The sequence below is a fragment of the Pseudonocardia kunmingensis genome, from assembly GCF_006716445.1.
GTDB lineage: Bacteria > Actinomycetota > Actinomycetes > Mycobacteriales > Pseudonocardiaceae > Pseudonocardia > Pseudonocardia kunmingensis.
Window position 1 is genome coordinate 475,783 of record NZ_VFPA01000005.1, and the last position, 14,082, is coordinate 489,864.

Annotated in this window: 12 protein-coding genes; 8 read left to right on the plus strand and 4 right to left on the minus strand. The window is 74.1% G+C overall.

What is annotated here, in order from left to right; all coding sequences use genetic code 11:
- Positions 1 to 5: 5 nt before the first annotated feature.
- Entirely contained in the window at positions 6 to 1,295 is a 1,290-nt protein-coding gene (locus tag FB558_RS35820) for an MFS transporter (protein ID WP_246107001.1), read from the minus strand.
- A 59-nt stretch (positions 1,296 to 1,354) separates the two neighbouring features.
- Between FB558_RS35820 and FB558_RS35825 the strand changes: the two genes are divergently transcribed.
- Positions 1,355 to 2,206 carry a metallophosphoesterase gene (locus FB558_RS35825; RefSeq protein ID WP_142061428.1) on the plus strand — a complete coding sequence of 284 codons (852 nt, stop codon included), beginning with the start codon at positions 1,355 to 1,357 and terminating at the stop codon, positions 2,204 to 2,206.
- Between the two features lie 7 nt (positions 2,207 to 2,213).
- Here FB558_RS35825 and FB558_RS35830 read toward each other — a convergent pair whose 3' ends face one another.
- A complete protein-coding gene (locus tag FB558_RS35830; protein WP_246107002.1) occupies positions 2,214 to 3,347 on the minus strand; it encodes a CaiB/BaiF CoA transferase family protein in 1,134 nt (377 codons plus the stop codon).
- A 69-nt stretch (positions 3,348 to 3,416) separates the two neighbouring features.
- Here FB558_RS35830 and FB558_RS35835 point away from each other — a divergent pair, with 69 nt between their 5' ends.
- The 7 genes from FB558_RS35835 to FB558_RS35865 all read left to right on the plus strand — a co-directional run bounded on the left by FB558_RS35835 (position 3,417) and on the right by FB558_RS35865 (position 11,237).
- Positions 3,417 to 4,541, plus strand: a complete 1,125-nt coding sequence (locus tag FB558_RS35835; RefSeq protein WP_142061431.1) for a glycosyltransferase — start codon at positions 3,417 to 3,419, stop codon at positions 4,539 to 4,541.
- A gap of 70 nt (positions 4,542 to 4,611) precedes the next feature.
- On the plus strand, positions 4,612 to 5,841 hold the full coding sequence (locus FB558_RS35840; protein WP_170231699.1) for a GNAT family N-acetyltransferase: 1,230 nt from the start codon (positions 4,612 to 4,614) through the stop codon (positions 5,839 to 5,841).
- Positions 5,842 to 5,884: 43 nt separating this feature from the next.
- Positions 5,885 to 6,331, plus strand: a complete 447-nt coding sequence (locus tag FB558_RS44150; protein WP_211367064.1) for a DUF2795 domain-containing protein — start codon at positions 5,885 to 5,887, stop codon at positions 6,329 to 6,331.
- 51 nt (positions 6,332 to 6,382) lie between these two features.
- Positions 6,383 to 7,360: a TIGR03885 family FMN-dependent LLM class oxidoreductase gene (locus FB558_RS35850; RefSeq protein WP_142061437.1), complete on the plus strand. Its 978-nt coding sequence runs from the start codon at positions 6,383 to 6,385 to the stop codon at positions 7,358 to 7,360.
- On the plus strand, positions 7,357 to 8,946 hold the full coding sequence (locus FB558_RS35855) for an alpha-amylase family protein (RefSeq protein WP_142061440.1): 1,590 nt from the start codon (positions 7,357 to 7,359) through the stop codon (positions 8,944 to 8,946). The genes FB558_RS35850 and FB558_RS35855 overlap by 4 nt, the downstream gene beginning before the upstream one ends.
- Positions 8,947 to 8,989: 43 nt before the next feature.
- Complete coding sequence (locus tag FB558_RS35860; RefSeq protein WP_170231700.1) at positions 8,990 to 9,931, plus strand: phosphotransferase; 942 nt, start codon at positions 8,990 to 8,992, stop codon at positions 9,929 to 9,931.
- 463 nt (positions 9,932 to 10,394) lie between these two features.
- A complete protein-coding gene (locus FB558_RS35865) occupies positions 10,395 to 11,237 on the plus strand; it encodes a transposase family protein (RefSeq protein WP_170231701.1) in 843 nt (280 codons plus the stop codon).
- Between the two features lie 1,070 nt (positions 11,238 to 12,307).
- On the opposite strand, the gene FB558_RS35870 is transcribed toward FB558_RS35865, so the two are convergent.
- Both FB558_RS35870 and FB558_RS35875 read right to left on the minus strand, forming a co-directional pair.
- A complete protein-coding gene (locus FB558_RS35870) occupies positions 12,308 to 13,003 on the minus strand; it encodes a nucleotidyltransferase domain-containing protein (RefSeq protein WP_142061446.1) in 696 nt (231 codons plus the stop codon).
- Between the two features lie 61 nt (positions 13,004 to 13,064).
- Positions 13,065 to 13,985, minus strand: coding sequence for an AraC family transcriptional regulator (locus tag FB558_RS35875; RefSeq protein ID WP_170231702.1), 921 nt, complete (start codon positions 13,983 to 13,985; stop codon positions 13,065 to 13,067).
- Positions 13,986 to 14,082 lie beyond the last annotated feature (97 nt).

Here is a 14,082-nt window from a genome sequence, read left to right on the forward strand (position 1 = left end):
CTGGGTCAGTGGCGCTCGCGGGCGCGGTCGTGGGCGCGGTCGTGGGCGCGGTCGTGGGCGCGGTCGTGGGCCAGTGCCTGCTCGGCCGGCACCGCTTCCTCCTCCGGCGCCGGCACCTCGGCGTCGGCGCGGTCCAGGTCGGTCCGGACCGTCTGCAGCAGGACCGCGCCCGCCAGGACGACGGCGGCGCCCAGCAGGAACGGCACGTGCGCGCTGAAGCCCTCGGCCAGCAGCCCCGCGGCGAACGGGGCCAGCCCGCCGCCGATGAAGCGCACGAACCCGTACGTCGCCGACGCCACGTTGCGCGGCACCGGCGAGATGCTCATGACGGCCGTCGTGACCAGCGTGTTGTTCAGGCCGACGACCGCGCCGGAGAGGATCACCGCGACGATCACGACCCAGCGCGTCCCGGGGAAGGTCCCGATCAGCGCCAGCAGCACCGCGACGACCACGAGCGCCGCGGTGAGCGTGCGGGCGGTGCCGAACCGGCCACCGAGGCGCGGCGCGCCGAACACCGCGAAAAGCGCCACGAGCAGGCCCCATGCGAAGAAGACCCCGCCCAGCTGCAGCGCCGAGAGGTCCATCAGGAACGGGGCGTACCCCAGCAGGGTGAAGAAGCCCCAGTTGTAGAGCAGCCCGGTGAGGCTGGTGTTGCGCAGGCTGCGGTGGCGCAGCGCGGCCAGCGGTTCGCGCAGCGTGGAGCGGCGCTCGGGCGTGGGCGTCGGCGGCACCAGCACCACGGTGGCCACCAGCGCGACCAGCATCAGCACCCCGACGCCGAGGAAGGGGCCGCGCCAGCTGATGTCGCCCAGCAGCCCGCCGAGCAGCGGACCGGAGGCGATGCCGATGCCCAGCGCCGTCTCGTAGAGCACGATCGCCCCGGCGAAGCCGCCGCTCGCCGAGCCGACGATCACGGCGAGCGAGGTGGCGATGAACAGGGCGTTGCCCAGGCCCCACCCCGCGCGGAACCCGACGATCCCGGCGATGTCGCCGGCCAGCCCGGCCGCCGTCGCGAAGACCACGATGAGCGCGAGCCCGACGATCAGCGTGCGCTTCGCGCCGATCCGGCTCGACACCACGCCGGTGACGAGCATCGCCACGGCGGTGACGATCAGGTAGCTCGTGAAGAGCAGCTCCACCTGGGTGTGGCTCGCGTGCAGCTGCGTGGCGAGCGCCGGGAGGATCGGGTCGACGAGGCCGATGCCCATGAACGAGATGACGCACGCGAAGGCGACGGCCCACACGGCCCTGGGTTGGCGGAACGGGCTGGTCCCGGTGCTCGGCTCGGAGGTCACGACGGCGAGTATAGATAGCGTTGCTAAGTACTTCCGTCGACGATCTGGAGAATGGGGCCGTGACGTCACCCACGCACACCCTGGTCCAGCTCACCGACCTGCACCTCGTCGCCGACGGCGAGGAGCTCCCCCACGGCGTCGACACGGCCGCGCTGCTCGAGCGGGCGCTGCGCGCCGTCGAGGAGGCGGGGTTCGCCCCGGACGCCCTCGTGCTCACCGGCGACCTCACCGAGCACGGCCGCCCGCGGGAGTACCGGCGGCTGCGGGAGATCGTCGAGCCCGCCGCGCGACGGCTCGGGGCACCGCTCGTCTGGGCTGCCGGCAACCACGACGACCGCGCCGCGCTGCGCGAGCACCTGCTCGGGGAACCGCCCTCCGCCGAACCCCTCGACTCCGTGGTGCGCGTGGGCGACCTGCGGATCGTCGTGCTCGACAGCACGGTCCCGGGCCACCCCCACGGCGCGCTGCGGCCCGCTCAGCTGGAACGGCTGCGGGCCGAGCTGGCCGAGCCCGCGCCCGCGGGCACGGTGCTCGCGCTGCACCACCCGCCGCTGCCCAGCGCCGCGCCGCTCGCCGCCAGCATCCCGCTGCTGCGCCGGGAGGACCTCGCGGCCGCCATCGCGGGCACCGACGTGCGGCTGGTGCTGGCCGGGCACACGCACGTGGTGAGCGCGGGGACGCTCGGCGCCGTCCCGGTGTGGACCGGCGGGCCGCTCGCCACCGTCCTCGACGGGCTGGCACCCGGCGCCGCCCTGCGCGGACTGGCGGCGCCGTCGCTGAGCCGCATCGACCTGTTCGGCACCGACCTGATCACCACGAGCGTGCCGATCGATGCCCGGCGCATGAGCGACGTGGGGTCGGAGGAGATGGAACCGGCCCTGGAGGCCTTCCGCGCCGCCCTCGCCACCTGACCGGTGCTCAGGGGGTGTCGAGCCAGCGCAGGATCTGCTCGGTGTGTTCGCCCACCTCCGGGATCGGGGTCAGCTTCGGCGGGTCGCTCTCCCACGTCAGCGGCGGCAGCAGCGTGCGGATCGGGCCGGCGGGCGAGCCGACCTCGGCCCAGCGCCGCCGTGCCGCCAGCTGCGGGTGCTCCAGCACCTCGGCCACCTCCCGGCGGCGGGCGGCGGCGATGCGGGCCCGCGCCAGCCGGTCCACCACCTCGGGTCCGGTGAGGCGCCCGAACACGTCGTCGATCTCGGCGTGCAGGTCCGGGCGGTGCGCCACCCGCAGCGCGCCGGTGCGGAACCGCGCGTCGTCGGCCAGGTCGGGCCGGCGCAGCACCGTGGTGCAGAACGCCTGCCACTCGCGCTCGTTCTGGATCCCCAGCACGACCTCGGTGCCGTCGCCGGCCGCGAACGTGCCGTAGGGCGCGATCGCCGCGTGGCTGGTGCCGGTGCGCGGCGGCGGCGCCCCGCTCCCGGCCGTGTACTGCAGCGGGAAGCCCATCCACTCCACGAGCGCGTCGAACAGGCTGACCTCGACGTGCGAGCCGGTGCCGGTGCGCTCCCGGTCGTAGAGCGCGGTGAGGACGCCGGAGAACGCGTACATCCCGGCGCCGATGTCGGCGGCGGGGATGCCGCTCTTGGCCGGCTCGTCGGCGCTGCCGGTGACCGAGACGAGTCCGGCCTCGGACTGGATCAGCAGGTCGTAGGCCTTCGCGTCGCGGTAGGGCCCGTCCGGGCCGTAGCCGGAGATCGAGCAGGTGATCAGCCGCGGGTGGCGGGCCCGCAGCTCCTCGTGCCCGAGCCCGAGCCGCTCCGCCGCACCGGGCGCGAAGTTCTGCACGAACACGTCGGCCCGCTCCAGCAGCCGGGCCATCACCCCGTCGTCCGCCTTGAGGTCCAGCGCCAGGCTCTCCTTGGACCGGTTGAGCCAGACGAAGTGGCTCGACAGCCCGCGCACGGTGGTGTCGTAGTCGCGGGCGAAGTCCCCGCGGCCCGGCCTCTCGACCTTGATCACCCGGGCGCCGAGCTCGGCGAGCTGGCGGGTGGCGAACGGCGCGGCGACGGCCTGCTCGCAGGAGACGACGACGATTCCTTCCAGGGGCAGCACGCCGCGCATCATGCCCTCCCGCGGAGGTGAGTAGGGTCGAGCGCTGCCCTCACCCCAAGGGAGAGCCTGTTGAAGATCGCGCACCTCGTGCCGACCCTGCACCCGGACGGGCCGGAGATCGGGCTGGTCGACCTGGCGGGCGCGGCACGGGAGGCCGGCCTGGAGCTCGTGGTCGTCGCCCTCGCCGCCACCTCGGACACCACGCAGGTCAGCGCCCTGCGCCGGCTCGACGTGCCCGTCGTCGAGCTCGGCCTCGCACGCTTCGACCCCCGCTCCGTGCCGCGCACGGCCGCGCAGCTGCGCCGCCACGGCGCGCAGCTCGTCCACACCCACCTGCCCCCCGCGGACGTCGTGGGCGCGGCCGCGGCCCTGCGCGCCCGGGTGCCCGCGGTGTCCACCTTGCACCGCATCGAGAACCTGCCTGCGGATCGCGGCGACCGCCTCAAGCGGTCCGCGCGGATCCTCGCCCGGCAGCGGTTCATGGCGCGCACGATCGCGATCTCGCAGGTGCAGCGCGAGTGGTACCGCGGGCTGTCCGGCTCGGGCCGCAACCTCGTCGTCGTCCCGAACGGCGTCACCGACCCCGGCCCGGCCGATCCCGAGCGGCGCCGCGACCGGCGGGCTGCGCTCGAGGTCGACGAGAAGGAGGTGCTGGTCGTCAGCGGCGCGCCGATGCGGCGCGGCCAGGGCCACGAGCTCCTCCTCGACGCGGTCGAGGCGCTCCCCGACCGGCTGCCGCTCGCGGTCGCGCTCGCGGGTGACGGGCCGCTGCTCCCGTGGCTGGAGTCGCGCGTCGACACCAGCGACGACCTCGCGGCGCGCGTCCGGTTCGTGCACCGCCGCCAGGACCTGTCGGGCCTGCTCGCCGCGGCCGACCTGGTGGTGCACACAGCGCGCTCCGGCGCCGCACCGACCGCGCTGCTGCGGGCGATGGCGGCCGGGGTGCCGCAGGTGGCCACCCGGGTCGGCGGCGTCCCCGAGATCGTGACGGCCGCGACCGGCGCCCTGGTCCCCCGGGACGCGGGCGCGCTCGCCGACGCCCTGGTCGACCTCGCCGAGGACCCGCGACGCCGCCTGCGGATGGCCGAGGCGTCGCGCGCGCGGTTCCTCGCCGAGTACGACGCGACCGCCTGGGCGCAGCGGCTGCGGGGCGTGTACGAGAACGTGCTGGCCGGCGTCGCCGCTCCCGCCTGAGCACGGGGCCGCGGCCCGGTCGGCGATTCCGGTCGACGCCCGCCCCGCGGACGCGGCAGACTCGGGTCCCGTGCTGCACACCGACGCGCTGCGCCCCGCCCCCGCTCCCGTCGACCTGCGCCCGGCGGTCGCCGCGGACCTCCCGGTGATCGCCGAGGTCGACGGCCGCGCCTTCGGGATGCACTACTCCGAGACCGACCTCGACGACGTCCGGCTGCTGTTCGAGCCCGACCGGTTCCTCCTGGCCCGGGACGGGGACGACACCGTCGTCGGCGTCACCGGCTCCTTCCTCTTCGACGTGACCCTCCCCGGGGGCGGGAGCGTCGCGGCCGCGGGCGTCACGTGGGTGTCCGTGGCGGTGACGCACCGCCGTCGCGGGATCCTGCGGGCGATGCTCACCGCGCAGCACCGCGGCTTCGTCGCCGACGGGCTGGCGCTCTCCCTGCTGACCGCCAGTGAGGGCGGCATCTACGGCCGGTTCGGCTACGGGATCGCCACCGAGCACCGCGCGGTCGAGATCGACCGGCGGCGCGCCGCGCTCCGCGCGGACGTCGTGGATCCGGGCGGGGTGCGCGAGGTCGGCACCGCCGAGCTGCGCCGGCTCGCCCCGGACATCCACCGCCGGTGGGTGGCGCTCACCCCCGGCGCGCTCTCGCGCAGCGACGGCTGGTGGGACACCCTGCTCGCCGACCGCGAGCACCAGCGCCACGGCGCCACACCGCTGTTCCACCTCGTCCACCCCGACGGGTACGTCTCCTACCGGCGCGACAACGCCACCCGGACCTGCCGCATCGTCGAGGTGATCACCGCGAGCGACGAGGCGTACGTGGCCCTGTGGTCCACGGTGCTGGCCCTCGACCTGGTCGACACCGTCTCCTACCGCAAGATGGCCACCGCCGAGCCGCTGGCGCACCTGCTGGCCGACCCCCGGCAGCTGCGCACGGTCGAACAGCGCGACGGCATGTGGGCCCGGGTGCTCGACGTGCCCGCCGCCCTGGCCGCGCGCCGCTACGCGGTCGAGGTCGACGTGGTGCTCGACGTCCACGACCCCTTCCTGGACCGGGGCGGCCGGTTCCGCCTGCGCGGCGGCCCCGACGGCGCGGAGTGCGTGCCGGCCGACGGCGGCGCTCCGGTCGTCGGCGTCGGGATGGCGGCGCTGGGCACGCTCCTGCTCGGCGGCGGGCACGCGGGCGCGCTGGCCCGCGCGGGCCTGCTCGCGGCGGACGATCCGGCCGCGCTGCGCCGCCTCGACGCCGCGTTCCGCGCCGATCGCACCCCCCAGCACGGGACCGAGTTCTGACACCAGGCCGCATAGCCGTGCCGGCACCGGGTAGCCCCGGCCCATGGCTTTCCAGGTGACCGAGGTGCAGCGCGTCCTCAAGGGCGCGGACTACCCGATGGACGGCAAGGAGCTCGCCGCGCTCGCGAAGAAGAACGGCGGCGGCGGCGACCTGGTCGACGCGCTGAAGGGCGTCGGCACGGCCAACGGCCCCAACGAGGTCATGAAGCAGCTCAAGGGCGACCTCGGGGGCTCCACCCCGGGCGGCAACGACGCCGACGAGCGGCGGTACAAGGACGTCGAGGGCCCGTCGTTCCAGGTCAACGAGGTGCAGAAGCACCTCAAGGGCGCCGACTACCCGATGAGCGGCACGCAGCTCGCCGCGCTCGCGAAGAAGAACGGCGCCGGCGACGACCTCGTCGACGCGCTGAAGGGCGTCGGCACCGCCAACGGCCCCAACGAGGTCATGAAGCAGCTCAAGGACCACCTCGGCGGGCGCCCCGACGCCTGAGGCGGGGCCCGGGGGCGGATTCCCGATCACCCGGACGGGGTAGAAGCGGCCATGGTGCTCTTCGGCTTCCACGCCTCCCACGAGCAGGTCCACCCGAGCGCGCTGCTGGCGGCGGTGCGCCGCGCCGAGGACGCCGGGTTCGACGCGGCCATGTCGTCGGACCACATCTCCCCGTGGAGCGAACGCCAGGGCCAGTCGGCGTTCGCCTGGTCGTGGCTGGGCGCCGCGCTGCAGGTGACGGCGCTGCCGTTCGGCGTGGTCACAGCGCCGGGCCAGCGCTACCACCCGGCGATCGTCGCCCACGCCATCGGCACGCTCGCCGCGATGTACCCGGGCCGGTTCTGGGCCGCGCTGGGCACCGGCGAGGCGAGCAACGAGCACGTCACGGGCGATCCGTGGCCGCGCAAGGACGTCCGCAACGCCCGGTTGCGGGAGTGCGTCGAGGTGATCCGGGCGCTGCTGCGCGGCGAGGAGGTCAGCCACGACGGGCTCGTCCGCGTCGACCGCGCCCGGATCTGGACCCTGCCCGAGGAGCCCCCACCACTGGTCGGCGCGGCCGTGAGCGCCGCGACAGCACGGTGGTGCGCGGAGTGGGCCGACGGGCTGATCACGATCAACCAGCCCGTCGAGACGCTCCGCGAGATCGTGTCGGCGTACCGGGACGCGGGCGGGCGCGGCCGGCTGCACCTGCAGGTGCACCTGTCCTGGGACCCGGACGCCGACCGGGCCGAGGCGCTCGCCCACGACCAGTGGCGCAGCAACGTCTTCCCCCCGCCCGCCTGCTGGGACATCGACTCGGCCGCGGTGTTCGACGCGGTCTCGGCGCACGTCCCCCGCAGCGCGCTGCACGGCCCCGTGCTGATCTCCCACGACCTCGGTGCGCACACCGCGCAGCTCGCCGAGTACGCGTCGCTGGGCTTCGACGAGATCGCCCTGCACCACGTCGGCAAGGAGCTCGCCGACCAGGAGGCGTTCGTCGACGCGTTCGGGGCGAAGGTCCTGCCCCAGCTGCGGGGGGCGGCGGCGTGAGGCTCACGCAGACCGGGGACCTGTGGTGGAAGAACGCCGTCGTCTACTGCCTCGACATCGAGACGTTCGCCGACGGCGACGGCGACGGCCGCGGCGACATCCGCGGCCTCATCCAGCAGATCGACCACCTCGACCGGCTGGGCGTCACGTGCCTGTGGCTGATGCCGTTCTTCCCCACCCCCGACCGCGACGACGGCTACGACATCGTCGACTTCTACGGCGTGGACCCGCGCCTGGGATCCCTCGGCGACATGGTCGAGCTGGTCCGCACCGCCCGGGACCGCGGGATGCGGGTGATCGCGGACCTCGTCGTCAACCACACGTCGGCCCAGCACCCCTGGTTCCAGGACGCGCGCCGCAGCCGCGACTCGCGCTACCGCGACTGGTACGTCTGGCAGGACGAGCCGCCCGCCGACGGCCCGCAGGGGATCGTGTTCCCCGACCAGGAGACCAGCGTCTGGAACTACGACGAGGAAGCGGGCCAGTACTACCTGCACCGGTTCTACTCCCACCAGCCCGACCTGAACGTCGCCAACCCGGCGGTCCGCGACGAGATCGCCCGGGTCATGGGTTTCTGGATGCAGCTGGGCCTGTCGGGGTTCCGCGTCGACGCGGTGCCGTTCCTGCTCGAGACCTCGGGCCAGGACGACGCGACCGCGCTGCCCGACCCGCACGACTACCTCGCCGACCTCGGCGCCTTCCTGCGCCGGCGCAACGGTGAGGCCGTGCTGCTCGGGGAGGTGAACCTGTCCTACCCCGAGACGATGGCGTTCTTCGGCCACGACGGCGGCGGGGGCGCCACCCGGGAGCTGACGATGTGCTTCGACTTCATCGGCATGCAGCAGCTCTACCTGTCGCTGGCCCGCGGCGACGCCGAACCCCTCGCCGAGACCCTGCGGGGGCGCCCCGCCCCGCCCGAGGACGGGCAGTGGGCCACGTTCGTGCGCAACCACGACGAGCTGACGCTGGACAAGCTCACCGACGCCCAGCGCCAGGAGGTGTTCGCCGCCTTCGGCCCCGACGAGGACATGCAGCTCTACGGTCGCGGTCTGCGCCGCCGCCTCCCCCCGATGCTCGGCGACGACCAGCGGCGCATCCGGATGGTCTACAGCTTGTTGTTCAGCCTGCCCGGCACGCCGGTGCTCTACTACGGCGAGGAGATCGGGATGGCCGAGGACCTGAGCCTGCCCGGCCGCTTCGCGGTGCGCTCGGACATGGACTGGGCCGCCACGCGGGACCAGCAGGCCGACCCCGGTTCGCTGCTGCACTGGATGCGCCTGCTCGTCGAGAGCTACCGCGCCTGCCCGGAGCTGGCCTGGGGCCGGTGCACGGTGCTCGACCCCGGCCCGGATGCGCGCGGGGTGTTCGCGCACCGCTGCGACGCGGAGGGCGCCGCGGTGGTGGTGCTGCACCACTTCGCCGACGCCGAGGTCGAGGTCGCACCCGTGCTCACCGGCCTCGCGGGCACGCACCTGCACGACGTCCTCGACCCGCGCGCCGAGCCCGTGCCCGTCGACGCCGACGGCCGCATGGCACTGACCCTGCCGCCCTACGGCTGCCGCTGGCTGCGCGCGGCGGACGGCTGAAACCCGGCCCGGGGCGGCGCGGATCGCCCTAAGCTCGCGGGCTGTGCCCGATGCCGCGCCGCCGCCCGCCGCCACCCCGCTCGCACCGGTCCCCCGCCTCGACGCCGCCGCGCTCGTCGCCGCGCTGCGCGCGCACACCGGGGAGGAGTTCGAGCTGGTCGGGCCCCTGCCCGGCGGGCAGGTGGGGGCCGCGCTCGTGCGGCGCCCTGGCCGTCGCGAGGAGGTCCTCACGCACTGGGGCGGCGCCTCGGACGCGACGTGGGCGCGCGTCGCGCGCACCGGCGCCCTGCTCGAACGCGCCCGCGACGCGGGGATCCCCGCGCCCCGCTACGCGCTGGTGGCCCGGCTGCCCGAGCGCATCGCGGTCGTGCAGGAGCGGCTGCCCGGGGAGCCGCCCACCCGCGTCGACCTCGCGCTCGTCCAGGAGATGGTGGCGATCGCCGGGCGCGGGGCGGGGCTGCTGCGCGAACGCCGCGACGTCCCGGCCGCCGAGCTGCACCTGCTGCGCAGCGGCCCCGGTTTCTGCCTGCACGAGTCGCTCGCGCAGTACGACGAGCGCACCCGCCGCCTGCTCGACCTCGTCCGCCGCATCGGCACCGGCCACGCGTCGCGGATGGCGGGCGACGACCTCGTGCACCTCGACTTCCACCCCGGCAACGTCCTGGTCGACCGCACCGGCACGGTCACCGGCGTCATCGACTGGGACTCGGTCGGCCGCGGAGACCACCGCTTCGCCCTGGTCACCCTGCGCTTCGACCTCGCGGTCCCCGGCACGGGCGCCGCCGACCGCTCGGCGCGCGCGGCCGCCACCCGCTGGCTGGACAACCGCATCGACGACCTGTTCGGCGCCTCGCCCGACGGCGCGGCCACCCTGCGGGCCTACTGGGCGCACATGGGCCTGCGGCAGGTGGACTGGGCCATCCGCCACCACGGCCCCGACGACGTCGACCGCTGGCTGACGGTGGCGGCCGCGCGGCTGGCGTAGCGCCGGGGCGTCAGCCGGCCTAGTACAGCGCCCGGTTCCGCAGGAGCACCTCGTACTGAGCGACCGGGAAGTCCCACCCCCAGTGCTCCATGTGGTCCGCCCGGTCGGCGAACGCATCGTGCATCGTCGTCGCCTTGATCGACACCTCGTGCGGACCGGACGCCAGCCGGAGAGTGCACCACCCGTATCGGAACTCGAGTGCCACCCCGAGCTCCGGAAGGTCGCTCGATTCCGGAGAACCGCGGGCAACAGAGCCTGACCCGGCGCTCACCATGATTTCCAGATTATCAGTTGTTCAAGCCCCGCGACAGCTCTGCCAATCATTGAGGTGATCTCAGCAAGATCGACTGCGTGATCCCGCGATGGGGTGTGCTGGCGCCGCGGAGCATGGCCCCGGAGATGGGCGTGGGGCCCGCTGGTAGAAGAACGCTCGCCAAAGTCGATCTTCACCAGAGGACCCCACGTGATCACGTATCGTGCCATGCTCGACGTCCCCCGTGAACTGGTGGCCATGCTCGCCAGGCGGCTGCGCGCCGAGCGCCGCGCCCGCGGGACCCGCACCGGAGCCAGGGCGCTGAGCTGCTGGAAGCAGGCGTTGATGGTGCTGGTCTGGTATCGCAAGCGCGAGGAGATGACGGTGCTGGCGGCCGGGTTCGGGATCTCTCGAGCGACCGCCTACCGCTACCGCGACGAGGCCATCACCGTCCTGGCCGCGGCCGCCCCAGGTCTGCACGAGGCACTGGAGCGGGTCACCGAGCAGGGCTGGGCGCACGTTGTGCTCGACGGGAAGCTGTTCCGCTCCGACCGCGCCGCCGCGACCACCACCAGCCAGAAAGGCAAAACGATCAACTCCTGGTACTCCGGGAAACACCACCAGCCCGGCGGCCTGGTGCCCGCGCTGATGCGGCCGGACGGGTTCCCGATCTGGGTCGGTGATGCCGCGCCCGGGCACCGCCACGACATGGCCGTCGCCCGCGACGGCGGTGTTCTCGGCGCGCTGTACTGGGCCGCGTCCCAACTCGGGCTGCCGACCCTCGCCGACTCCGGCTACGAAGGCGCTGGCCAGGGCGTGTACACCCCGATCAAGCAGCCCGGCCGCGGCCAGATCCTGGCCCCGGACAACCAGGCCTACAACGTGCTCCTGCGCGCCACACGATGCATCGGCGAACGGGGCTTCGCTCTTCTGGTCGGCCGCTGGCGGGCACTGCAACACATCACCGTCAGCCCGAGCAGAATCGGCGACATCGTCCAGGGCGCCCTCGTGCTCACCCACTTCGAACACCGCCGCTTACGGCCGAGTCGCTGAGATCACCTCATTGCTCACGCGACCCTTTGTATAGACGGTGACGATGTCGTTTCCGTTCTTCTCGTCGTTCGGCAGTCTCAGCGGTCCCGCGTGCACCGCCACCTCCCGCCGGCTGGCGGCTCATCGGGTGGCCTCGCTCTCGTCGTCGAGCGGCTCGAGGCCCGCGTTCCGGGCGGTGCGCCCTGCGGGTTGCGCACGCGACGCGGAGGTATTCGGCGGCGGTGCGCAGGCTCATCCCGGCCCGCCCGCCAGGACAACCAGTGCGCACAGGAGCGGATCCCGGCCCCGGCCCAGCCGTCGCGGTCGTCGAACTCGGCCAGTACTTGTAGGAACCGGCATTCGGCGGCGGCGATGTGCCCGGCCAGACTCAATAGTTCTGTTTCCAGGACGTGGATGTCGGTGGTCTGCGGCGGGGTGGGGAGTGCGGTGATCGACACCGGGTGTTCTCCGGTTCAGGATGGCATCGGGGTCGGACAATTCCCGGGCCCTCGGCTGCGTTCCGCGGAACGCGACCGAAGGCACGTACTGGCACAAGGCGCGGGTCGTGCCCGCATGATCGGTGTGAGTCGCACGTGAGTGTTCTTTCGGCCGCGCCGCTGTACTTCTCGTGGCCGGGTTCGCTTCGGTGATCGTCAAGAACGGTATCTCGACCGCAGGAGTGCGGCCGTGGCACCAGTTTCGGTGATCATGGGCTCGTCGGCGTTCCGCGGAACGCGGCAATGGCGATCATAGGGGGGCGGGATCGGGACCACAGCCAGGTGCGCCCCCACCGAGCGGGAACGTTCTCGTCCTGAACGGCCTGGGCCCGCGCCGGGAACGGCCGCCCGGACGACCACGATATTCGGTGGTTCCGCCGAGCCGGCCACCCCGCTGCCGCAAGGGTCGAGGCGGACGGGTGCGATCGCCCGGAAGGCCCCGGGGCGAGGGCGGGGCCGGGTGGCGCGAGCCGGGCACGGCGCGCCCACCGAGACGACGATCGAGAGACGCGAGCGGGATCTCGCACAGGCCGTGTCCGCGACGGCCATGGCAGTCGGTGGAAGCCGAGACAGGTGGCGGCGCCGCCATCCGTGTCAGGCGCGCCGTTCGTAGCCGGCGTCGAGAGGACCGCCGAGGCGATCGAGTTCAGCTCTGCCGCAGGTGACCAGCATCGTCGCGTCGCCGAGGACGGCGGCGCGCACACCCGAGGCCAGGTTGCGGCCGAGGTCGGCGTCGGTGTCGCGAAGACGGCGGCCGAGCCATCGCCCGGCGCCGCTCCACCGGCCGCGGCTCACGAGCGCGAGGTCCGCCACCTCGGTGAACACAGCGGCAGCGAGAGCAGTGCGGTCGATGGGGTCGACCTCGTCGGCGAGGTCGTCGAGGTCGGCGAGGAGCGCGGTCAGCCGGTAGCGGCGGTCGTCGAGCTCACCGACGCTCAGCGGGGCCGGGCCGGCCGACCACCGGTCGCGGGCGAGGCCCTGGAGCCGGGCGAGCCGCTGGTCGTGGTCGCAGACGATGAGCCCGTGTGCGCACATGTGCAGCAGGGGTGATCTGCGCGACTGACGTTCCCGGTCGACGAACTCGACGAACGAGGCCTCGGTGTGGACGAAGAACTCGACCAGACGTCCTCGGACGCGTTCCGTGCGGCGCATCGGCGCCGGCCGTCCGGAGAGCAGGACGATCAGATCGACATCCGACGACGCGGTGTCCTCGCCGCGCGCGGTGCTGCCCGCGACCAGCCCGCCCAGCGCGTCGGGGAACCGGGCATCGAGGATCTCTCGCCATAGCACGTCGTGCAGCCTCGAACACCTGGAGGAGGGCCGCAACGATGGCCTTCCACCCGGCGGCGGATCAGCTCGCCTCGGCGCGCCAGCGGCCCGGGGCGACGCCGTGGTGGCGCTTGAAGGCCGCCGCGAACGAGAACTCCGAGGCGTAGCCGAGCGAGCGGGCGATCGCCGCCAGGCCCGCGTCGTCGGCCCGCAGCCGTTCCCGGGCCAGCGCCATCCGCCAGTCCGTGACATATGCCAGCGGGGCGAGCCCGACCACCGCGCTGAAGCGGCGGGCGAAGGTCGCCCGGGACAGCGACGCCTCCGCCGCCAGGCCTGCCACCGTCCAGTCGCGCTGCGGCTCGGCGTGGACGGCGCGCAGGGCCGCGCCGATCCCGGGGTCGGACATCGCGCGGAACCAGCCGGGCGCGGCCTCCACGTCCGCCGCGAGCTGCTCGCGCAGTACCTGGACGAGGATCACGTCCAGGAGGCTGTCCAGCAGTGCCTGCTGCCCGGGGCCGCCGTGGAGCAGCTCCCCCGCGAACACCTCGAGCGTGGCCCGCAGCCCGGCCCCGGCCCGCGGGCGCACGACGGTCAGTGCGGGCAGCCCGGCGAGCAGACCCGCGCAGAGGTCGCCCTCGAACCGGTAGGCGCCGCAGAAGAACGTGGTCGGGTCGCCGCAGCCCGTGCCGAACTCCATGCGGAGCGCGCCACCGGCAGGCGGGACGGACGCCGGGTGTCCGGCGAACGGCACGAGGTCGGCCGCGGGGGCGTGGCCCATGTGGTGCGGCGACGGCCCGCGGACCAGCACCAGGTCGCCGGCCAGCACGCGGCGCGCGTCGTCGGGCCGCTCGGTCCACGCGAAGGCCTCGCCGCCGAGGATCCCGTGGACGGCCAGCTGGGCCGCCTCCGGGAACCGCACGCCCCAGGCGCCGCGCGCCGTCGAGTGCGAGAACGCCGCGCCGCGGGCCCGGGAACGCTGGAGCATGTCGGTGAGCACGTCCACGCGATGAGACGCTCGCACATCTCTTCGGCCGGATCCAGCATGGAACCCCGCTCCCGGTGCGGGTTGCATGGGTGGCACAGCAGATCAGGACGAAGGA

Bases quoted from the DNA above. Each gene is read 5' to 3' on its own strand.
- FB558_RS44150 (WP_211367064.1), top strand. From the start codon at position 5,885: ATGGCTTTCCAGGTGACCGAGGTGCAGCGCGTCCTCAAGGGCGCGGAC.
- FB558_RS35850 (WP_142061437.1), top strand. From the start codon at position 6,383: ATGGTGCTCTTCGGCTTCCACGCCTCCCACGAGCAGGTCCACCCGAGC.